Below are 20,973 nucleotides of genomic sequence, written 5' to 3' on the forward strand. Positions count from 1 at the left end.
TTGGTCCCCGAGAACAGCACGAGCTCCGGAAGGACGTTGTGATGAGTGGACAGCTCAGTCCAGAACAAGTCCGGCACAAGGCTGCGGCCCGGGTGGCAGAGGTCGCGCGGGCGATGGGGTCCGAGCTGCCTCGACTGGGCAGCGCCCTGCATGCGGAGATCGCCGACGCCATCCCGGAGCTCCGCGGCGACGACGTGATCTTGGAGTTGCTGCGAGCGAGTTCGGAGAGCAACGTCGAGACCTTCCTCCACGTGGCGCAACACGACATCCCGATCGACGAGGTGCGCCCGCCGTCCGCGGCCACCGAGTATGCGCACCGTCTCGCGCAGCGTGCGATCTCGGCGAATGCACTGCTGCGCGCCTACCGCGTGGGGCAGAACGCAGTGCTCGACTGGGTGGTCGCCGAGGTCGCCCGCAACGAGCCCGACCGCGAGGTTGCGTTCGCCGCGGCGCAAATCTTGCAGACGATGTCGTTCGCGTACGTGGATCGGGTGGCCGAGCAGGTCGTCGCGGAGTATGAGTCCGAACGCGAACGGTGGCTCGCCAACCGCAACACGGTCCGCAGCGCGATGCTGACCAGGGTGCTGTCCGGGCGGGACTACGACCTCGCGGCGGCGGAGTCCGCCCTGGGATATCTGCTGCGCCAGCATCACCTGGCGATGGTGATCTGGACTGCGGAAGACGACGGTGTGCCGAGCGAGCTGCGACGGCTCGAGTCACTCGTCGGCGCCATCGGGGAATCCGTCGACGCGTCGGGGCAAGCGTTGTTCCTACCGCAGGACCGGAGTCTGGCGTGGTGCTGGATTCCCTTGGGACGCACGCTGGATGGTCACCGGTTCGATCTCGATGCCATCCGGCGCCTGGTGGAGGCCACCGGTCCGAGCATCCGCGTCGCACTCGGTCGGACGCATGCCGCCGCGACCGGCTTCCGGACCACCCATCAGGAGGCGCTCCGGGCCCACGCCGTTGCCGCGATCGCGAGTGACATCCGGGTCGTCACCTTCGACGAACCCGGCGTGCAGATCTGCTCGATCCTGGCGCGGGATCTCGAGTCCACACGGAGTCTCGTCGCGTCCGCGCTCGGTGGTCTGGCAGACGACGACGAGAACACCGCGCAGCTCCGCGACACCCTGCTCACCTTCCTCCAGGCAAAGAGTAGCTATGTGGCCGCCGCGGAGGTGACGCATCTGCACAAGAACACCGTGAAGTATCGGGTCGACAAAGCCCTCGACGCACGGGGACGGCCGCTCGACGATGACCGACTCAATCTGGAGCTGGCACTGACGGCCTGTCAGTGGCTCGGCACGGGGGTTCTGCCCCGGACGGTTCGTCAGGCACGGGCCTGACGGCGGTCGCCCAGCTTGCGCATGACTCGAAGCAGCGGCAGCCCGAGGCTGGGTGCGGCGTCGATCCCGCGGACAAGCGCACCGCGCCATCGCGGCACCACCCGGAACACCTGGCGACTGTCGATCAGAGCCATACCCGCGCGTGCGACGGTGTCCTCGTCCAACGGTTTCGGTCCCGAGAACAGCATCGCCGCACCGGGATCCTTGGCGCGCGAAGTCACCATCTGGGTGCCGACCACATCGGGGCACACCGCGCGAGCTCGGATCGGCAGTCCGGCATGGTCGAGGTCCCCCTGTAGTGAGGTCGTGTAGGAGAGCACGGCTGCTTTGGTGGCGGCGTACAGCGACAGACCGGGTACCGGCGTGAGCGCCGAGATGGACGCGACGTTGAGCACGGCGCCGCCCGCTGGACCCATCTGCGCGACCGCGGCCGCAGAACCTGCCATCGCGCCACGCACATTCACCTCGAGAATGGTGGCGATCTCCTCGTCCGGATGGGTCCAGGCGTCGCCGGCGAACAGCACGCCGGCGTTGTTCACCCAGACGGCCAGGCGGCCCAGTGCGGCAGCCTCCTCGGCGATCTTCCGGTGGGAAGCGATGTCTCGGACGTCCTGCTGGAATCCGACTGCACCGCGACCGATCTCGGCCGCGGCGCGCTCAGCCGCTGCGCCGTCGACATCGGTCAGGACAACTCGGTGTCCCGCATCGGCGAGACGTCGGGCAAAGGCGAGACCGATGCCGCGACCGGCGCCGGTGACAACTGCTGTGGTGGTCATGCCCGGAACGGTAGGGCGCACGTGACACACGACACTCGTGTCCGGGACACAAAGTTGTGGGCGACAGTTGTCTTGCGGTCATGACTGTTTCCAACACCAATCACGTGCCGCGCCGAATCGCAATGCACACTCTGCACGGTGACCACGGTGACCACGGTGCCACCCACCTCCGTGTAGGCCGACGCACGTGGCACCGTATCTGCCGAAAGTCAGGGGGTAACGATAGCGAAGTCCTTGTCACCCGGATCGAGCGCAGCTGCGAGACGACCGAGTATCGATGCGTCGCCGCTCAATTCGATCCCTGCCTTCGCGAGGGCATCCTGTGTGAGCGCCCCCGTGGCGATCGCAGGCAGGCCACTCGTGGTGGTGGTCAGCGTGACATCGGCGTCGCCGGATTGCGTCGCGGCGCTGTAGCTCAGGGCCCCGTTCTGCAGCCACAAACGATAGCGTTCATCGATGTCGGTGAGGACGACGTCAATCGAGAGCTTCTCGTCCCACGCCTCCGGACCGTTGATCTGGATCGCGATCGCGTCGAAGAGCATCTGCGGCGTCAGCTGCGAGATAACGTCCGCCGATGCCGACACGGTCGGCGTGCCGAACTGGCCTTCGCGCAATTCGGTCGCGCCGGAGAGGAAGAAGTTTCGCCAGATGCCGTTCTCTGCGCCGTATCCCAACTGTTCGAGCGTGTCCGCGAGCAGGTCACGTGCCGCCTTGTTGTCGGGCTCGGCGAACACGACGTGACTCACAACCTCTGCAACCCAACGGAAGTCCCCCGAGTCGAACGACTTGCGTGCCTTCTCCAGCACTTCGTCCGCACCACCCATGAACTCGACATAGCGCTTGCCTTGCTCGGTAGGCGGGTGCTGCCACAAGTGGGCGGGGTTGCCGTCGAACCAGCCCATGTACCGCTGATAGATCGCCTTGATGTCGTGGCTGACCGAGCCGTAATAGCCGCGTGTGTGCCAAGCGTTCTCGAGTGCGGGCGGGAGAGGTAGGTGCTCAGCGATCTCGATCCCGGTGTAGCCCTTGTTGATCAGGCGCAAGGTCTGATCGTGCAGGTAGGCGTAGAGGTCGCGCTGCTCGGAGATGTACCGCAAGCAGCGCTCCCGTCCCCAGGTGGGCCAATGATGGGAGGCGAAGACGACTTCGAGATCATTGCCGAACAGGTCGATTGCCTCGGTGAGGTAGTGCGTCCAGGCGTGTGGGTTGCGCACCAGGGCACCCCGCAGTGTCAAGAGGTTGTGCAGAGTGTGCGTGGCATCTTCGGCTGCACAAAGGGCCTTGTGTTCCGGGAAGTACACGAGGAACTCCGCAGGTGCCTCGGTTTCCGGCGCCATCTGGAAGATCATTCGGACGCCGTCGATCGTCTCTTCTTGCCCGGTCGTGGTGATGTCGAGGGTGGGGGCGATGAGGGTGATGTTGCCGGTCGAGACCGTCTGTCCGAGACCCGCACCGACCGCGCCCTGCGGCCCTCGGGCGAGTGCGGCGCCGAACATGTATGCGGAGCGGCGAGCCATCGCGGTGCCGGCGTAGACGTTCTCCGATGCCGCGTGCTCGGTGAAACCCTCGGGCGCGATGATCGGCACCCGACCGGCGTCGACGTCCTCCTGGGTGGTGACGCCCTTGACGCCGCCGAAGTGGTCTACGTGCGGGTGGGTGTACAGAACGCCGGTGACGGGCCTGTCGCCGCGGTTCTCGCGGTACAGCGACAACGCTGCGGCTGCGGTCTCTTCGGTGACGAGCGGGTCCAGCACCAGGACGCCGGTGTCACCTTCGATGAAGGTCACATTCGCCAGGTCGAAACCTCGAACCTGATAGATCCCTTCGACGACCTCGTACAGGCCTTGCTCGGCCACGAGTTTCGACTGCCGCCAGAGGCTGGGATTAACGGTGTCGGGGGCATCCCCGGTGAGGAAGTCATAGGTATCGTTGTCCCACACCACTGTGCCGTCCTCGGCGGTGATCGCGTTGGGGAGGCGTTTGGCGATCAGCCCACGTGTGGCGTCGTCGAAGTCCTGAGTGTCCTCAAAGGGTAGTGCGTCGCGAACTGCCTGCTGGTGTTGGACGATTACTGGCGTGGCTGGTTTCGGTATCGACATATTCTCGAGTATGTCACCGGGGTGCAAACGATGTCGAGAACCGCTGATTCAGAACAATGCATCCACGTCGAGCATGCCGACCGATTGCCACATCAGCTCACTCGGCCGCCTGCCTACCGCCGACGGTGTGCACGACCACCACCTCAGGGTCCCACGGTACGAGGTCGTCGACAGTCTGTTGGAGATCATCGACCGGTGGCAGTTGCTGCGGCCCCAGCACGCTCACCGTCACGGTACCGCCGGTCCACGACACCCCGGTCACCTCGGCCGAACCCGTCCCGGCATCCTGCAGCCAGGAATCGGCCGCGGTCGCGATCTGACGCGACCACAGCGACGACAACGAGTTGAGGACCATCGGGATGGCCACCACGATGAGCGCGACCGCGAGCACCACATACGCCCGGCGGTGTCTGCGAGGCGGTGCCGACTCGGTCTCGGCGGCCAACTGCTCGGCGGCCTCCCGGCCGTAGGAACCGATCGTCAACACGACGACGCTGGTGATGATCATCGCGATCACGTTGGAGGCAAACAGGACAAACGCCCCGAGCGCAAGCGAGGGAGCGCCCGATCCCAGACAGACTCCGACTACGCCGAGCGGGGGCACCAGCGAGATGGCAATGGCGACACCGGGGAGTACGTCGCCGACGTCGCGCCGGGTGATGGCGATCGCGCCGACCAGACCGGTTGCCAGGGCTGCGAGCAGATCGACCAGGGTGGGGGACGTGCGGCCGAGGACTTGCGAATTGGCAAGTACGTTCGTGGGATTCGGCAACAGCTGGGACAGGATCACACCCAGCGCCGTCACCAGGACGACGCCGGCGAGGACATACCCGACACTGGCCAGGATGAGTTTCCCGCGGGCGGTGACGATACCCAGGCCGATCCCGAGGATCGGCGTCGACAGCGGCGCGACGATCATCGCGCCGATCACGGTGGCGGTGCTGTCGGCAACCACGCCGGATACGGCGATGATCCCCGACAGCGTGAGCATGATCCAGAACGCCGACCGTTTCGATGTGCGGTCACCTGTCGAGAGATCGAGTTTCTCGACGAGTTCGTCGAGGGTGCGCCGTTGCGAGTCGGGGATGAGAGCCAGCATCGCATGAGACCTTTTCTCCCACGGAAACGCTCAGGCCGATGCGCCATGACGTGTCCCTTGTCGAGTTTCCTCGAAATCTAGCACCGTGGCGATCGAGGCACCGTCACTCCGATGGGGTGAGGTGCGCGGTGGCTTTCCGACGCGACCGTCGTCGTGAACGCAAGCGCGGCATACGTGGTTGCATCGGCGGGTAGATCAGGCTCAATGCCGACGCCAGCGTGAAGTAGCTGCGCAACACGCGAAACCCGAGGTACAGGGGGATGTGTCTGATCGAGGCAGGACGCCAGATCGCACAGACCGCCACCGTCATGACCATCGACATCCCGAGCAGGGTGGCCACCACTGGCTGCCACCGCATGGATGTGAACGTCGCGTGGAAGCCGATGAAGGCGATCGACGCGAAGATGAGCAACGGTGCGAGCATCGCACGTCGGGCGGCGTTGACCAGATTGAACGGCAACACGAATGTCCCGACCATGGTGTGACCGTCGAAGAGCATGGCGCGGTTACGCGCGGTGAGGTGATAAATACTGCGGAACCAGCGGGTTCGCTGTTCCCACAGATGTGCGTAGGAGGCGGGGGTTTCGCTGTAGTACACGGCCTTCGGGTCGGCGATGCTGTGATAGCCGGCGGCAGTCAGCCGCATGCAGATGTCGGTGTCTTCGCCGTTCATGCCCTGCACCATGCCGCCGACCTCGATCAACTGTTCGCGGCGATACACGGCGAACATCCCGGGAATCCCCATGACACCTTGATAGCCGTCGAGTGAGACCTGGAAGAACCCGTGCCGCATGTACACCTCGACAAGGCGCGACTTGTCGATCCAGGTCTTCTCCTCGAGTGGCATCGGGATTCCGCCGACACAACCGACATCCGGATTGGCGAAATGGCGCATCGCGGTTTCCAGGCATCCCGGGCCGATCACCGTGTCGGCGTCGATGCGGACGATGAACTCTTCCCGGATCAGATCCACACCCATGTTCAATGCGATGGCCTTACCCGGCGTCGGGCAATCGATGACCTCGCCGGTGATGAACTCGCAGGCGCCGATTGTCTCCTCGGCGACCTCGCGGGTCGCATCCGAGGATGCGTTGTTGATCACGTAGAGGTGGATCTTGCCGGGGTAGGTCTCCGCTGCCCGATCCACCGATTCGATCGTGGCCCCGATGCTGTGGGCCTCGTTGTGCGCCGGCACGAGAATTGCCGTGGCAGGGGCAAAGTCGTGACTGCGTGACTTCTTGATGGCGCGGATTCCGAGCAGGGCCGTGGCGACCGCCAGGATCTGCTGCATGAGGAAGACACCGGCACCGATGCCACCGAGGATGGCCCAGTTCTTGAGGGTGTCGACGATGTTGAAGAGAACGTGGATCGCGATGGCTGCGCCGACCATGGCCAGAGCGAGGGAGAGGAACCAGGCGAAGAACGCCTTCGGTGGCAAACGTGGTTCACGGGACATCGGTCCCTGGGTGGGGAGTTGGGCCTGGCGCAAAATGGTGTGCGGAAAGATCGCGAGTGCGGCGAGACCCGAGATCATCTGACCGCCGAACACCGAGATCGACACGATTCCCGCATCGCGTAGCACGCCGAAGATGGTATCGACGGCAATACAGAACAGGAGGAATTTTCCCAGCAGCGCCCCTACGAGGAACGCCCGGCGCCAGATGTTGGAATAGGCGAACAGCGCGTAGGTCAGGAAGAACAGCACGATGAACATCCGCAACGGGAAGACGACCTCTCCGCGTCCCTCGGTGAAGAGTGCGAGATCGCGAGGGGCATCGTAATACCCGGTGTGGATCATGAGTGTCCGTGCGCACATGACGAGGATGGTCAAGGCGATGAACGTGACGAGGAAGCCGTTCACACCGCTGGCCGGACGGTCCACGGCATAATCTGCCGGTGCACTGTCGACCGATCGGAAGTGATCGGTCATCGCCTCCTCGGCATGCGGATTCGGAACCGAGGTGGTCATCCCGGTGCTCCCGAATCTGCCGGACCGTCGATGACCTTGCCGTCGGGGCCGATCGCGAAGCTCGCCTGCGAGGTCACGACCTGTGCGGGTTCGCGGCCGAACTCGGGGAGTCGCATCCGGCCGGGTGTACCGGCGTAGTTGATCGCGAGTCCGCCTGCCCGGCTCGTGCTGGTGGCGGTCTGCAGAATCATCCCGTTGTCGAACGACGAGATGTCCAGGGCGGACGAGCCCGGGCCGGCGACGATGCGCCCGTCCTGGTTGTGGACCAGCGTGTTCACCTCCGGGCTCTGCCCGACCAGGACGAACGGCTTACCGGGCGCCGGCTGGGCGTTCCACTCGAAGGCGGGTTGGGTTCCGGCGGGCACGAACTTCGTGAGTGCCGGTATCACGGCGTTCAGTTCATCGACGGCACTCGACTTGGCCGCATCCGGCCAGTAGACCGCGAAACCGGGCGTGAGGGTCCGGGGGAGCGAGGTGAAGCCCGCACCCGGATCGTTGCCGAGCACGAGAGCGGAGCTCGACTCGAGTTGGATCGGATAGTTGGTCACCCGCACATCGCATCCGCCGATGTTCCGGTCACGCTGGACGGTCAACGTCAGGCTGTTGTCCATCAGCTGCGCGGACGGTGGCAACGGGATGGTCGACTGCGTTGTGGGGGTCCTGGGCAGCCGACGGCTGTCGATGAGCTGTCCGTTGAGCTCGGTGTTGAGAATCCAGGTGAGGTCGTCCGGCGATGCGGGCAGTTGCAGGCCGACTCGGACCGCCTGTGGCAGGCGGCCATCCGGCAGGTCGGCGAGTGCGTACGCCGCTCGCCACTTGTGATTGTCGCCGATCTGGGTCACCGATGTGCCCGCACCGAGCGTCTCCAGCCCGACCTCGTTTCCGCTCGCCGCGACCACCGGAAGTGTTTGCGGGTCATTCTGATCCGAGTCGGCGGTGGTCACGGATGTGCTGGTCAGGAAGCTCGAGGTGAGATCGCCCTGCGGTTTGACGATGCCGACGACGGGTGTGTTGTTCACCGTCCCCATCGCGATGCTGTCGTCGGACGGTTGGGAGGCCGACCAGCCCAGTTCGCCGAGTTTCTGCGCCGGCCCGACGACGACGGAGTTCTGCACATCCGAGTCGGGCACGCTGTCCACATAGGTGACCCGATGACCGGCACGAGTCAGTGCGATCCCCAACTGTGCTGCCGTGGTGCGCCATTCATCGCTCTGGCCGGCGATGACGATCGTGACGTCACGATTCCAGGAGACCACCGCGTCGCGGACCGTGTGCACCCGTTCGGTGAGGGCGGCTTCGACGACGGACCCCGGATCCAGGTGGACCTGCATGCCCGTCGAATGGTCGGCGACACACGTCTGATTGCTGAGGCTTCCGGTGAGCATCACCTGGACGCGGACGCGTCCGTCGTCGGCGATCTGGTCGGGTACGTCGACAAATGTGTCGACGCCGTGTTCACCGCGGGGCAGTTCGCTCTTGTAGACCTGCTGCCCGTCCATCTTCACCGTCATGAACACCACACTGTCCTCGGCGACCTGCGAGGTGCCCGACAGGTGCAGGCGCGTCTCGTCGCGCGACGAGTCAGCAGGGAAGGTGACGAGGTAGCTCGTGGATGGTGAATCATCGGTGAGCCAGGCGCCGTCGTGGTAGCCGGCGCCTTCCAGCGTCTTGGTGAAGTGGCGGTCGGCGGGAACGTCGAGACTCGTGTCGTCGACGTCGCGGGTGAACCACTTGGGCTGCATGAACACGAACACCAGGAGGACCACCAGAGCGACGGCGAGGACCAACAAGGCCGCGCGTGGCACGGTTCGCCCCCGTTCGCCGGTGAAGTACTCCTTCTTCTTCGTGTCCTTGTCGTCGGCAGCCGATGTCGGATTCGGAGTGTCTTCTGGCTTCTCGTCGCTCACTTATCGTGCTCCTCCGCCGCGGTGCGGCGAGTCTCGGTCCAGTACGACGTACACGGTATGTGTTGCCGGTCAACGCGTTCAGCGTACTTCCGGGCGATCTCGATCTCAGCTCTCAGCAATTCCGAGTCCAGGCGGATCGGATCCAGTCCGAGTCCGAGCAGTCGTTCGTTGCGGACGGCGAGCAGGTTCTCGTCGGCCTCCGCACGCGGATTCGACACCTCGGCCACCTCGCCACCCGTGAGATTCGCGACGAGATGGGCGAGATCGGCGACCCGGTGGGTCTCGGTCATCTGGTTCATCACCCGGACCTGTTCGGTCACTTCCGAACCCGATTCCACGGCCAGCCGGATACACCGGATGGAGTCGCGGATGTTGATGAACGCCCTTGTCTGGCCCCCGGACCCGTGCACGGTCAGCGGATATCCGATCGACGCCTCCACCAGGAACCTGTTCAGCACCGTCCCGAAGTCGCCGTCGTAGTCGAAACGGTTGATGAGTCGTGGGTCCCGTTCGGTCTCGTCGGTCTGTGTGCCCCAGACGATGCCCTGATGCAGGTCGGTGATCCGAATGCCGTCGTTGCGGGCGTAGAACTGGAACAGCAACTGGTCCAGCGACTTCGTGAGGTGATAGACGCTGCCGGGCTGGGTCGGGTAGAGGATGTCGCGCGTATGTGTCTCGCCGTTTCGATCCGGATAGGTGACCGTGAGGTACCCCTCGGGCAGGTCCACCGGCACCGTCTCGTAGCCATAGACCCCCATCGTGCCGAGATGGACGACGTGGATGTCCAAGCCCGTCTCGACAATCGCGGCGAGCAGATTGTGCGTGCCGTTCAGGTTGTTGTCGACGGTGTAACGCTTGTGCTCAGGCGATTTCATCGAATACGGGGCGGCGCGCTGCTCGGCGAAGTGGACGACGGCCTCGGGCCGCGAACTGGCCAACAGCTCGACCAGCGCGGCGTAGTCGTGCGCGACGTCGATCTCGGCCACGCCGATCTCTCGCCCGGACACCTCATGCCATGCATCCACCCGCTCGGCCAAGGTGTGGATGGGGTCAGGGACGTGACGCCGAGTTCGTCGTCGATCCTGCGCCTGACGAAACTGTCGACGATGGTCACGTCGTGGCCGACGGCCGACAAGTGCAGGGCACTCGGCCATCCACAAAAGCCGTCGCCGCCCAGGACCAGAATCCGCATGTACGCCCCTCTGCACCGGTCACCGTTCGAATGTCCGCTACGCGTGCCGGTACTGGTGGTGAGGAGTCGGACATCGATCGAACAACGGCCACGTTTACCCAGGCTAAATTGTTCGGGCGTGGATTTCCTGGTGTTCGGCGAGGTCGAGGCGGTGCAACATCGCTGCAACGTGCGTTCCGTACGCGCCCCCGCTCAGGCGAACTCGGCCGCGACCTCGGTTGCGCGACGCAGCTGATCGGGATCCGAACTGGTCGGGATGAGCTGGACCTCGTCGGTGCCGATCTCGGCGAAGCGGCGGAGCACCGCGGCCAGCTCGTCTTCGGTGCCGGCCCAGCCGGTGGTGGGGGCGATCGCGTCGACGAAATCGGCCGGGATCCAGTTCATGTAGTGGCGCAGGTGACGATGCACCTGTTCGCGCGGGCCGTCGCCCGTTCCGAGCGCGAACCAGAACGATGTGGCGAGGTGGGGCGCGGGCTTGCCCGCATCGGCCCACGCCGTACGCGCGACGTCGAAGAGTTCCTGCTGCCGGACCAGGTCCAGGTCCAGCGTGACACCCGCGACGCCCGAGGCCCACGCCGAGGCGCTGCGGATGGTCTTCGGTCCGGTGGTGCCGACGTGGAGTTCGGGTCCACCGGTCTGACGGGGGCGCGGCCCGACCGGCAACACCGATTCGGTGATCTTCTCGCCGGCCCAGACCCGGCGCATGATGTCGACACGCTCGGCCATCCCCCGCATCGTCTGGGCGGAGGTGTCGGCACCGACCGCGTGGTAGTCCTCATGGCGTCCACCGATACCGAGGCCGACCGTCAGCCGACCACCACACAGCATGTCGCCGGTGGCCAGCGCCTTGGCCAGCATCACCGGATCGTGCAGTTGGGGCACCACGACGGTGGTGACCAGTCGTACTCGGTCGGTCCAGGCCGACAGCGCGCCGAGCAGGGTGAGACAGTCCGGGTTGTCGAACGCGATGCGTTCGCCCCAGCACAGCGAGGAGTAGGGGCCGTCGTCGATCGCGGTCGCCCAGGCCTTCAGGAGGTCGGTGTCGAGGTCCGGTTCCATCACCGGCATGGTCATTCCGATGTGCACGGGTGGATTCTCGCATCACCCCTTCTCGACCACGAACAGGTGCTCGGTGACGTGGACGGCACGGGCCCGGAGATTCCGGCTGCCGCGGAAGGTGTTGTACCGGGACCGGAACTCGGTCACCGACCCGACCGAGGCGAGCAGGTCGCCCATCTCGGACGGGGCGATGTAGCCCTCGTCGTTGAAGGACACGATCAGGAACCGGGCGTCGAGGGAGGTCACCAGGTCTCGCAGCAGCGTGGCCGAATCCTTCCGCACGTTGTAACGCGAGCGGTTCCAGTCGACGGGGATGCCGGAGATCGGGCTGATCTCGGTCGGTCGCAGGTAGTTGACGAGGAGATTGAGCATGAAGTAGTTCGAACCGTACGGGTGCTGGTTGTAGGGCGGATCGAGGTAGGCGACGTCCACCGGGCCGACGCGGCCGGGCAGGGCGTTGGCGTCCATCTGGAGCACCTGGGTCTGGGCGCGGTGCCGGCTCAGGACCGGCGGCGACAGGCGGATGGTCCCGAGGATGCGCACCAAGGCGTCTCGACCCGACCCGCCGAAACTGCCGATGCCGGTGCGCCGGTCCTTGTGGAATCCCTTGAACACGCCGGAGGTGTTGGCGTGGACCGATGCGAGGGATAGCAACGGTGCCAGCAGATAGGGCTTCACCCGGTCGTCGAGTTGGTGGATCAACGTGGCGTAGGCATCGAGGCGTCGCGCGTTGTCGCGGGTGTAGAACACCCGTTCGCCGGGGCGGATGTGCTCGTCGTCGTCGGGGGCGTAGAGCTCCTCGATGAATCCGTCGAACGAGAGTCCCTGGTCGACTTGGGTGTTGATGGTCTCCACCAGCGATCCGATCTCGTCGGGATCCACGTCGGCCCGGTCGGAGAGATAGCACTCGCTCATCACCCGCGCATACGATTCGAGGTCGTTGGCGATCACCCGGCTGGCGCGCGCCTTGAACAGTCGCGACACGGCGCCGCTCCCCGAGAACGCGTCGAGCACCACCAGTCGGCGGCCCAGCCGTGTCTGCACCTGCTCGGCGGCCGCATCGATCACGGGCAGCAGCGACCGTTTGTTGCCGATGTAGGTGAGGAGTTGATCGGAGAGGTAGCGCGGGTCCTCCACGATCGCAGCCGGCGGAGCGGATGACGCGTGATCAAGGCTCACCGCGTTGCCACCTCGGATCGATTCAGGGGGGATCGAGTCGGTCGGTTCCGACATCGTCGCACCTGATGGCGTCGGTGTGGGCGGGATTACCGAAGGTGAACGCGCAGAGCCCGAGATGACGCGCACGTCGCGACGTGCGCGGGCTCGTGGCGAGTGCGCGTTACTTCGAGGTGGGCGTAGACCTTGCGCCGGCCGGGCGTTGTCGCACAATGGGGACGTGCAGCCTTCCGACCTCGAATACTGGCTCGATTCCCAGCGAGTCGTGCGACTGGTGACCAGCTACTTCCGCCTGCTCGACGAACAGGATTTCGACGAGTGGCGGTTCCACGAGATCTTTCATGACGACGCCACGATCGTTCGTCCGGACGGCTCGGAGACGATCGGCCCGCACGACATCGCGGCCAGCCACGCGCGCAATTTCGCGCGTTTCGAGAGCAGTCAGCATCTGCTGACCGGCCACGATGTGCAGGTGACCGGCGACATCGCCGATCTCCGGTTCAATCTCGTCGCGATCCACCTGTGGAAGGACCGGCCCGAGGGCGCCGACTTGAACGACAGAGCGTTCACCGCCGGTGGCGTGGTGACGGCGAGCCTGACCCGGCTGCCGGACGGCTGGCGCATCACCCAGCTACAGAACCGGGTGGTGTGGCGGACGGGATACTTCGGGGACATGAAGCCGTCTCGCTAGCGCGGTCACCCCCGAACGCGTGTCCCGTCGGGCGCGAACGAATCCGGGTCGGCGCGAGTCCAGTCGTCGACCCAGGTCTGCGGGGCCTCGTGGAGGAGTTGGCCCGGCCGGAGCCACTCGTAGATCTCCGCGTAGGAGCGTTGGCAGGTGGCTGACACCCGTTTGCGAAGCAGGTGGGGTGACAGCTGGGAGGGATCCGTGACGCCCATCGAGGCCATCAGTCGCATGGCCTCGTCGACGGTGGCCTGGTGGTAGCGATAGGCGCGCTCGCTCTTGTCATCCACGTCGAGCGCGCGGGCACGTCGGGGATCCTGGGTGGCCACACCCACGGGGCAGTGGTTGGTATGACACCGCTGCGACTGGATGCAACCGACGGCCATCATCATCGCTCGCGCGGCATTGGTGTAGTCGGCGCCCTGGATCAAGCGTTTGACGATGTCGTTGCCGGACGCGACCTTGCCGCTCGCGCCGACCCGGATTCGGTCTCGTAGACCGGTGCCCACGAGCGCGTTGTGCATCGTCATCAATCCGTCGGTGAGCGGTAGGCCGACATGGTCCTCGTATTCCAGTGGCGCTGCGGCGGTTCCGCCTTCGGCGCCGTCGACGACGATGAAGTCCGGGGTGATCTGCTCGGCGAGCATCGCCTTGCAGATGGCGAGCACATCCACCCTCGATCCGATGCAGAGCTTCACCCCGACCGGTTTGCCGTCACTGAGTTCGCGAAGTCGTGCGACGAAGGCGATGAGCTCACGCGGGGTGGTGAATTCGGCATGGCTCGCCGGGCTGACGCACTTCTCGCCGGCCGGCACGCCGCGATAGCGGGCGATCTCCGTGCTGACCTTGGCTGCGGGAAGTACCCCGCCGACACCGGGTTTGGCTCCTTGGCTCAGCTTCAACGAGATCGCCTTGACGTGATCGTCGGCGGCCTTGTCGGCGAATTGGTCCGGATCGAAATTCCCGTCCTCGGTTCGCGTTCCGAAATAGCCTGAGCCGATCTCCCAGATCACGTCGGCCCCGCCCAGGTGGTAGGGCGTGAGCCCGCCCTCGCCGGTGTCGTGCGCGAATCCGCCTTTGCGGGCGCCGTTGTTCAACGCTTGCAGCGCATTTCCGGACAGCGCACCGAAGCTCATCGACGACACGTTGAGCAGTGACATGTCGTAGGGGCGTCGGCAGTCGGGGCCGCCCACTCGCACTCGGAACGGCTCCGACGGCCGTTCGATCGGTGCGACCGAGTGGACCAGATATTCGTAACCATCGGCGTCGATGTCGCGCTCGGTCCCGTAGGACAGTTCGGCCGCGGTCCCTTTGGCACGTTCGTAGATCAGCGACCGGATGTCGCGATCGTAGGGCCTGCCGTCGAAGTTGCGCTCGATGAAGTACTGCTGCAGTTCCGGTCGCAGCGACTCCAGCAGGAACCGCAGGTGGCCGACCACCGGATAGTTCCGCAGCACGGAGTGGCGACGCTGGATGAGGTCGTAGACACCGACACCGGCGATCGCGGTCAGGGCGACTGCCAGGATCCACCAGCCCCAAGGGCCCAGCGATGCGATGGCGATGGCCGCGAGGGCGACCACCACCAGCGAGACGACGCTCGCGACACGGATCACGGTACGACGACGGCGCGTCCGCGGAGGTCATTCGCCGCGAGCTTGCGATACGCCTCGACTCCGTCGTCGAGACCGAAGGTCTGCACGGCGACGTCGAGCGCGCCGTCGCGCGCGAGGTCGAGTACTTCGATGAGTTCACTCCGCGATCCCCAGTACGGTGTACGCACCGACACTTCGTAGGGTTGCGCCCAGATCCCGACCTTGGCCGCTGCCTGTCCGTCGCCGAGACCCACGATCGTCACATCGCCCATCGTGCCGACCGCCCCCATCGCTGTGTCGATGGTGGGCTGGTACCCCACGAAGTCGAAAACGGCTGTAGCCCCGTCATTTCCGGTGATCTTGCGAATGTTGGCGACGGCGTCGGCGTCACTGCGCACGGTCTCGTGAGCCCCCACCTCCCTGGCGAAGTCCAGCTTCTCCTGGGTCACGTCGAGCGCGATCACCCGGGAGGGAGTGAGATGGCGGAGCAGCTGGATGGCGACATGCCCGAGTCCGCCGCTCCCGATGACAACGGCCGTGGAGCCACCGACGAGCTTGGGTAGCGAGGGTTTGATGGCGTGATAAGGGGTGAGCCCGGCGTCGGTGAGGGGCACGGTGGTGACCGGGTCCAGGTCGCCGATGGGCACGAGGTGACGCGGGTCGTCGACGATCACGTACTCGGCCATGGCGCCGGGGGCGCCGAGCCCCGGGGGCGCGATCTGGAGTTCGGCGGCATTGCTGCAGTAGTTCTCCAGTCCGCGCGAACAGAATTGGCACACCCCGCAGCCCCACGGCCCATAGACCGCGACCGCGGTGCCCTCGGACAGTGTGGTGACGCCGCTGCCGAGTTCGGCGACCACCCCGACACCCTCGTGGCCGAGCGTCAGCGGGAGCGGATACGGAAAGCCCTCGGCCGGCATGTTCAGCACGAAGTCGTCGGAGTGACACGCACCCGCGGCGGTCACCTTCAGCAGCACCTCACCGGGGCCGGGCGACGGTTTGTCCACTTCGCGCAGTTCCGGCTCGCTGCCCGGCTTGACCATCTGGATCGCCTTCACGGTTCCTCCTCGTCGAGTTTCTCGTGGCTACTTCTGTTCTACTCCTCGCCGACGAGAACGGCCCGTGTGATCCCTCATGGGACCACACGGGCCGAACGCGTTGTGACGCTGGGTTTTCTAGAACATGTGCCGTGACACCGCGCTAGGAAACACTGGTCTGGTTGCCGGAACCCAGGGCGATGTCGGCCGTGTTCCGTTGGCCGGTGGCCACATTCACCTGCACGGCGGCGGGCTCGTACATGTTGGCCACGATCGTGAACTGCGCATCGGTCAGACCCTCGATCCGATACCGGCCGTCCGCGTCGGTGATCACCGAGGCGACGATGGTCTGCTCGGGGCCGATCGCCGAGACGGTGGCACCTGCCAACGGCGATCCGTCCACGGCTCGCACCGAACCCTGCACCCCACCGGTCGCGACCAGGACGATCTCGATGTCGGCACGCGACGTCGCATCGACGGTGACCAGCTGGCTGGTCGGCTGGTAGCCGGGAACCGATGCGGTGACGGCGACGGTGTCGCCCTCCGACAACCCGTGGATGGCGAAGCGTCCATCGGAATCGGCGTGTGCCTGGGTGACCACCGCACCCGACTGATCGGTGACGATCAGATTGGCCGGCAGCGGACGCTGTTCGTCACGCACCGAACCCTGGAGCACCGACCCACCGGTGAGGGCGAAGTCGCGGCGGAACACCAGGTCGCCGACCACGGACACGGTGAGCGCCTTGGGCGAGCGTCCCGGTGCCGTCGCGATTACGGTGTAGGTGCCGTCTGCCAGATCGTGCACCGCATACGACCCGTCGTCGTGCACCGCGGTCGCCCCGGCCTGGTGGCCGCGGATGTCGGTCACGGTCACGGCGGAGTTGCCCAGCGGTATTCCGTCGGAGGCGGTGATCCGGCCCGCGATCCTCGGCCGTTCGACCTCGGACTGTGCACTTCCGGCCGAGGTCAACAGATGTCGTGGCCCGGTGCTGCGCGGCTCGTCGATCAGTTCCGAAGGAGCGGCCACGGAGGCATCGGCCGCGACGGCCGCCAGCTCGGCGCCCACGGTCTCCGGCGATTCCACCGGCGACTTCGACCCACCGGTGAACAGCGACGCGATGGCACCCAGCACGCAGCAGATCAGCGCGAAGGTGAAGGCCGCGGTCAGTCCGTCGGAGAACGGATCGCTGATCAGGTGCGGGAAGAAGTCCAGACCCGTCAGGTGGTCGGCACTCGCCTGCGGCAGGCCCTGCAGCGCCTGGCCACCGATCTCGCGGATCGGGTTGTAGCCGAGGAACGCCGCGAACAGGATGCCGACCGTCGGCAGGTGTGCGATGCCGCTGGCCGGGGCCTGCGGCATACCGCCCTGCGTCAGACCGCCGAACATCGCATCCGGCAGATGCGTACTGAGACCGGCGATCATCAGCGAGAAGAACAGGCCGATCGAGAGCACCATGGCGGCGTTCTGGAAGGTCGTCATCATGCCTGCGCCGGAGCCACGCGAGGTGACCGGGAGACTGTTCATCACCTCGGCGCGGTTCGGTGATGCGAACAAACCCATGCCGATGCCGTTGATCAACATGATCACGGCGAACACCCAGTAGGTGAAGTCGACCGGGATCGCGATGAGTGCCGCGAAGGTGCCCGCGGTGATCAGCATGCCGATGGTGGTGAACCACTTGGTGCCGACGCGGTCCGAGAGGTACCCGGAGACCGGTGCACTGAGCAGGAAGCCGATAGTCATCGGCACCATGTAGATGCCGGCCCACAGCGGTGTACGCGAGTAGTCGAAGCCGTGCTGCGGGAGCCAGATGCCCTGCAGCCAGATGATCAGGATGAACTGCAGACCACCACGGCCGATCGACGCCATCAGGTTGGCGATGTTGCCGAACGCGAACGAACGGTTCTTGAACAGTGACAGTTCGAACAGCGGGCTGTCGACCTTGGTCTCGATGAACACGAAGACGGCCAGCACGATCACACCGCCGATGAGGCCGGTGAGGACCCAGGGGTTGCCCCAGCCCATGTTCGACGAGCCGTAGGGCTGGATGCCGTAAGTGATCGCGATCAGGATGGAGATGAGGCCGACTGCGAAGGTGATGTTGCCCCACCAGTCCATCTTGGCCTTGCGGCGTTCACCGGTGTCGTGCAGCTTCAGGTACGCCCAGATCGTGCCGATCACGCCGAACGGCACCGACACCAGGAAGATGAAGTGCCACTGGATCGGGGCGAGGACACCACCGATCAGCAGGCCCAGGAACGAGCCGGCGATCGCGGCGACACCGTTGATGCCCATGGCGAGGCCCCGCTGGTTGGCGGGGAAGGCGTCGGTGAGGATCGCCGACGAGTTCGCCATCAGGAAGGCGCCGCCGACGCCCTGGATGATGCGCCAGAAGATCAGCCAGATGGCGGCCTCACTGCCGTCGAACCAGGTGATGGCCAGGAAGATCGACGAGATCGTGAAGATCGCGAAGCCCATGTTGTACATGCGGGCGCGACCGAACATGTCGCCGAGGCGTCCGAAGCTCACCACCAGCACGGCCGTGACCACCAGGAAGCCCATCATCATCCACAGCAGGTAGCTGGTGTTCTGGGGTTCGAGGGGATTGAGATGAATGCCCTTGAAGATGTCGGGCAGGGCGATCAGGACGATCGAGCTGTTGATCGTCGCGATCAGCATGCCCAGGGTGGTGTTGGAGAGCGCGATCCACTTGTAGTTCGGACCGAGCTCCTCGAGGGATCTCTGGCGCGAGGGGCGAGTGGACGCCGCCGACGCGGCCCCGCCCCTCTCCGCCACTGTGTGATTCGACATGTGTGCCTTTCGGATCAATCAGAAATATGTGTGCTGCTGCGGACGGCCTGGACGTCGAGGACGACCTTCGCCGTACTGCCGATCTGCGCAACCCCGCTGAGCAGCTTGTCGTCGAAGCTGATCCCGAAGTCGGTGCGCTCCAGCGTTCCGGTGGCGCGGAAGGCGGCTCGATGACCACCCCACGGGTCCTCGACCTCGCCGAGGTAAGAGAGCTCGAGGGTGACCGGCACCGCGCTGCCGCGCAGTGTCAGCGATCCCGCCAGCGTCCACGTCTCGTCGGTGGCCGGACGTACCTGGACGGCACGGAACTCGGCGACCGGATACTGCTCGGCGTCGAAGAAGGCGTCTGATCGTAAGTGGTTGTCGCGGGTCTCGTTCTCGGTGTCGATGCTGGCAGTCTTGATCTCGGCCAGCACGGACGACTGCTCGATGTCCTCGCCGACCTCGATCTGACCGGTGAAATCGGTGAACCGGCCCTTGATGCTGGCGATCCCGAAGTGCCGCACGCTGATCTCGATGACCGAGTGGCCGGGATCGATATCCCAGCGGCCGGGCTGCGGGGTGGGCGCGCCCCCGGCCCGTGCCGCGGAGATCTCGCCGAGACTCACCGGACTCGATCCGGTCACCACCGCCACCCGCGCCGTCGGCTGGTAGCCCTCGGCGGTGATCACCACGGTGTAGGTTCCGGTGTCCAGGTCGCCGGCGACGACGGCTCCCTCGGTGTTCGCGCGGGCGATCGCACGTTGCTCGCCGGCCTGCGACATGACGGTCATGACCGCACCGTCGAGCGGACGTCCGCTCGACGTCGCGACGCGTGCCGTGATTGTTGCGCTCATGCCTGCCCCCTTGCTCCCAGGACGAACTCGTGGGAGACGAACCGCCCGGCCTCGATGTCGATGGTTGCCGCGACGGGGGAGTACCCGTTCGCGATCACGGTGTAGTCGCCGGGTGTGAGGTTCGCGAACAGATACCGACCGTCGTCGTCGGTCAATGCGCTCGCAGCCATCTCACCCGAGTCGTTGAGCAGGGCGACCTGGCTGTGTGCCACCGGTGCGCCGTCGGCTCCGGTGCCGTCGGTGATCGTCCCGCCGAGTTCCGCCGCCGTGCGGAGTACCACATCGACAGCGGGAGAAGCTGTTCCGTTGATCATCACGGTCTCCGCGACGGGATCGCATCCGGCAGCCGTGACGATGACGGTGTAGGTCCCGTTTGCGAGGCCGGCGACACTCCACTGTCCGTCGACGCCCGTCACGGCGGTCGCGGTGACATGGCCGGAATGATCGGCGACGGCCACCGTCGCCTGGGCCACGGCCTCGCCGGTCGCGGAGGTTGTGACACTCCCGGAGAGCGCTGCCATCGAGGTGAGCACCACCTCGACATCGATCGGAGTCGATCCGACCGTGACGGTCACCGCGGATGGTTCGTGGCCGCCTGCCGAGACGACGAGGACGTAGTGACCGCCTCCCGGGACCGCAATCCCGAACGTGCCGTCGGCGTCTCCCACCGTGCGGGCGGCCTGGCGTCCGTTCGGGTCGATCACGGTGATCGTCGCGTCGGCGATGGTGGCGCCGTCTCCGCGTCGGATCTCGCCGCGGATCGCTCCGCCGGCGATGGTGTGTGACGGCTCGATCCCGTCCTCATCCCGGTGGCCATTGACGTTGGGCTGCATCAGGATCCCCCTCCTTCTACTGTTGCGCTGTCCGCGGTATCTGGGCTGTCTGCGGTCGGTGCGGCCAGGCCGCACATGGTGTTGGCGAGAATGCGCATCGACCGCTCAACGGCCACGCGGTCCTCGTCGGCGAGCTGGCCGAGGGCCATCTCGAAGAGCTCGGAGTTCCGCGACGACGCGCCCCGGATGTGGTCCATCCCCTCGGCCGACGGGGCCAGGAGACTGACCCGTCCGTCGCGCGGATCGGTGGTGCGCATGACCATCCCGTGTCGTTCGAGCGAGGCCACCACCCGGGACATCGTCGGTGCGGCGACGCCCTCCCGTTCGGCCAGTTCGGTCGCCCGGATCGGCGCGTTCTGGGCAATTGTCCACAATGCAGACATCTGACCTGCGGAAAGTTCTCCGCCGCCGGACCTGGCGCGGATCGCACGCCCTATCCGGATGAGGTCACGATGGATGGTGGCGGCGTCGCTCAGGGTTGCGGCAGACGACAGGCCGACCACTGCGCCCTCGCCCATAGACAGACTTCCCTCCGCGGACAACTTGCTTCGTAAA

The 20,973-nt window shown here is 65.7% G+C and carries 15 protein-coding genes and 1 pseudogene; 2 read left to right on the forward strand and 14 right to left on the reverse strand.

Annotated elements, in window-relative coordinates; all coding sequences use genetic code 11:
- Window positions 1-41: 41 nt before the first annotated feature.
- Window positions 42-1,346 carry a PucR family transcriptional regulator gene (locus tag ACLQ3I_RS07150; protein ID WP_425800885.1) on the forward strand — a complete coding sequence of 435 codons (1,305 nt, stop codon included), beginning with the start codon at window positions 42-44 and terminating at the stop codon, window positions 1,344-1,346.
- Here the strand turns inward: ACLQ3I_RS07150 and ACLQ3I_RS07155 are convergent.
- From ACLQ3I_RS07155 to ACLQ3I_RS07190, 8 genes and pseudogenes are all read right to left on the reverse strand, one after another.
- A complete protein-coding gene (locus ACLQ3I_RS07155) occupies window positions 1,331-2,122 on the reverse strand; it encodes an SDR family NAD(P)-dependent oxidoreductase (RefSeq protein WP_425792223.1) in 792 nt (263 codons plus the stop codon). The two genes, ACLQ3I_RS07150 and ACLQ3I_RS07155, sit on opposite strands and share 16 nt — an antisense overlap.
- A 209-nt stretch (window positions 2,123-2,331) precedes the next feature.
- Entirely contained in the window at window positions 2,332-4,221 is a 1,890-nt protein-coding gene (locus ACLQ3I_RS07160) for an alkyl/aryl-sulfatase (RefSeq protein WP_425800887.1), read from the reverse strand.
- Between the two features lie 97 nt (window positions 4,222-4,318).
- Window positions 4,319-5,320, reverse strand: a complete 1,002-nt coding sequence (locus tag ACLQ3I_RS07165) for a TIGR00341 family protein (RefSeq protein WP_425800889.1) — start codon at window positions 5,318-5,320, stop codon at window positions 4,319-4,321.
- 103 nt (window positions 5,321-5,423) lie between these two features.
- The gene (locus ACLQ3I_RS07170; RefSeq protein ID WP_425800891.1) at window positions 5,424-7,289 is read right to left on the reverse strand and encodes a glycosyltransferase; all 1,866 of its coding nucleotides are present in this window, start codon (window positions 7,287-7,289) and stop codon (window positions 5,424-5,426) included.
- On the reverse strand, window positions 7,286-9,196 hold the full coding sequence (locus ACLQ3I_RS07175) for a hypothetical protein (protein WP_425800893.1): 1,911 nt from the start codon (window positions 9,194-9,196) through the stop codon (window positions 7,286-7,288). Before ACLQ3I_RS07175 ends, ACLQ3I_RS07170 begins: the two co-directional genes overlap by 4 nt.
- A pseudogene (locus ACLQ3I_RS07180) lies at window positions 9,193-10,388 on the reverse strand (NAD-dependent epimerase/dehydratase family protein). Before ACLQ3I_RS07180 ends, ACLQ3I_RS07175 begins: the two are co-directional and overlap by 4 nt.
- Window positions 10,389-10,580: 192 nt before the next feature.
- Window positions 10,581-11,462, reverse strand: a complete 882-nt coding sequence (locus ACLQ3I_RS07185) for an LLM class flavin-dependent oxidoreductase (protein ID WP_425801873.1) — start codon at window positions 11,460-11,462, stop codon at window positions 10,581-10,583.
- 27 nt (window positions 11,463-11,489) lie between these two features.
- On the reverse strand, window positions 11,490-12,626 hold the full coding sequence (locus tag ACLQ3I_RS07190) for a DNA adenine methylase (protein WP_425800895.1): 1,137 nt from the start codon (window positions 12,624-12,626) through the stop codon (window positions 11,490-11,492).
- Between the two features lie 217 nt (window positions 12,627-12,843).
- Between ACLQ3I_RS07190 and ACLQ3I_RS07195 the strand changes: the two genes are divergently transcribed.
- The gene (locus ACLQ3I_RS07195) at window positions 12,844-13,314 is read left to right on the forward strand and encodes a nuclear transport factor 2 family protein (protein ID WP_425792230.1); all 471 of its coding nucleotides are present in this window, start codon (window positions 12,844-12,846) and stop codon (window positions 13,312-13,314) included.
- A gap of 5 nt (window positions 13,315-13,319) precedes the next feature.
- On the opposite strand, the gene ACLQ3I_RS07200 is transcribed toward ACLQ3I_RS07195, so the two are convergent.
- The 6 genes from ACLQ3I_RS07200 to ACLQ3I_RS07225 form a co-directional block, all read right to left on the reverse strand.
- On the reverse strand, window positions 13,320-14,921 hold the full coding sequence (locus tag ACLQ3I_RS07200; protein WP_425800897.1) for an FMN-binding glutamate synthase family protein: 1,602 nt from the start codon (window positions 14,919-14,921) through the stop codon (window positions 13,320-13,322).
- Window positions 14,918-15,958, reverse strand: coding sequence for an NAD(P)-dependent alcohol dehydrogenase (locus ACLQ3I_RS07205; protein WP_425800900.1), 1,041 nt, complete (start codon window positions 15,956-15,958; stop codon window positions 14,918-14,920). Before ACLQ3I_RS07205 ends, ACLQ3I_RS07200 begins: the two co-directional genes overlap by 4 nt.
- Window positions 15,959-16,100: 142 nt before the next feature.
- A complete protein-coding gene (locus tag ACLQ3I_RS07210) occupies window positions 16,101-18,749 on the reverse strand; it encodes an MFS transporter (RefSeq protein ID WP_425800902.1) in 2,649 nt (882 codons plus the stop codon).
- A gap of 14 nt (window positions 18,750-18,763) precedes the next feature.
- On the reverse strand, window positions 18,764-19,585 hold the full coding sequence (locus ACLQ3I_RS07215) for a YceI family protein (protein ID WP_425800904.1): 822 nt from the start codon (window positions 19,583-19,585) through the stop codon (window positions 18,764-18,766).
- The gene (locus ACLQ3I_RS07220) at window positions 19,582-20,418 is read right to left on the reverse strand and encodes an MSCRAMM family protein (RefSeq protein WP_425792234.1); all 837 of its coding nucleotides are present in this window, start codon (window positions 20,416-20,418) and stop codon (window positions 19,582-19,584) included. The genes ACLQ3I_RS07215 and ACLQ3I_RS07220 overlap by 4 nt, the downstream gene beginning before the upstream one ends.
- A complete protein-coding gene (locus ACLQ3I_RS07225; protein WP_425800906.1) occupies window positions 20,418-20,936 on the reverse strand; it encodes a MarR family winged helix-turn-helix transcriptional regulator in 519 nt (172 codons plus the stop codon). The genes ACLQ3I_RS07220 and ACLQ3I_RS07225 overlap by 1 nt, the downstream gene beginning before the upstream one ends.
- Window positions 20,937-20,973 lie beyond the last annotated feature (37 nt).

It is taken from the genome of Gordonia sp. DT101, from assembly GCF_049844895.1.
Taxonomy (GTDB): Bacteria; Actinomycetota; Actinomycetes; order Mycobacteriales; family Mycobacteriaceae; genus Gordonia.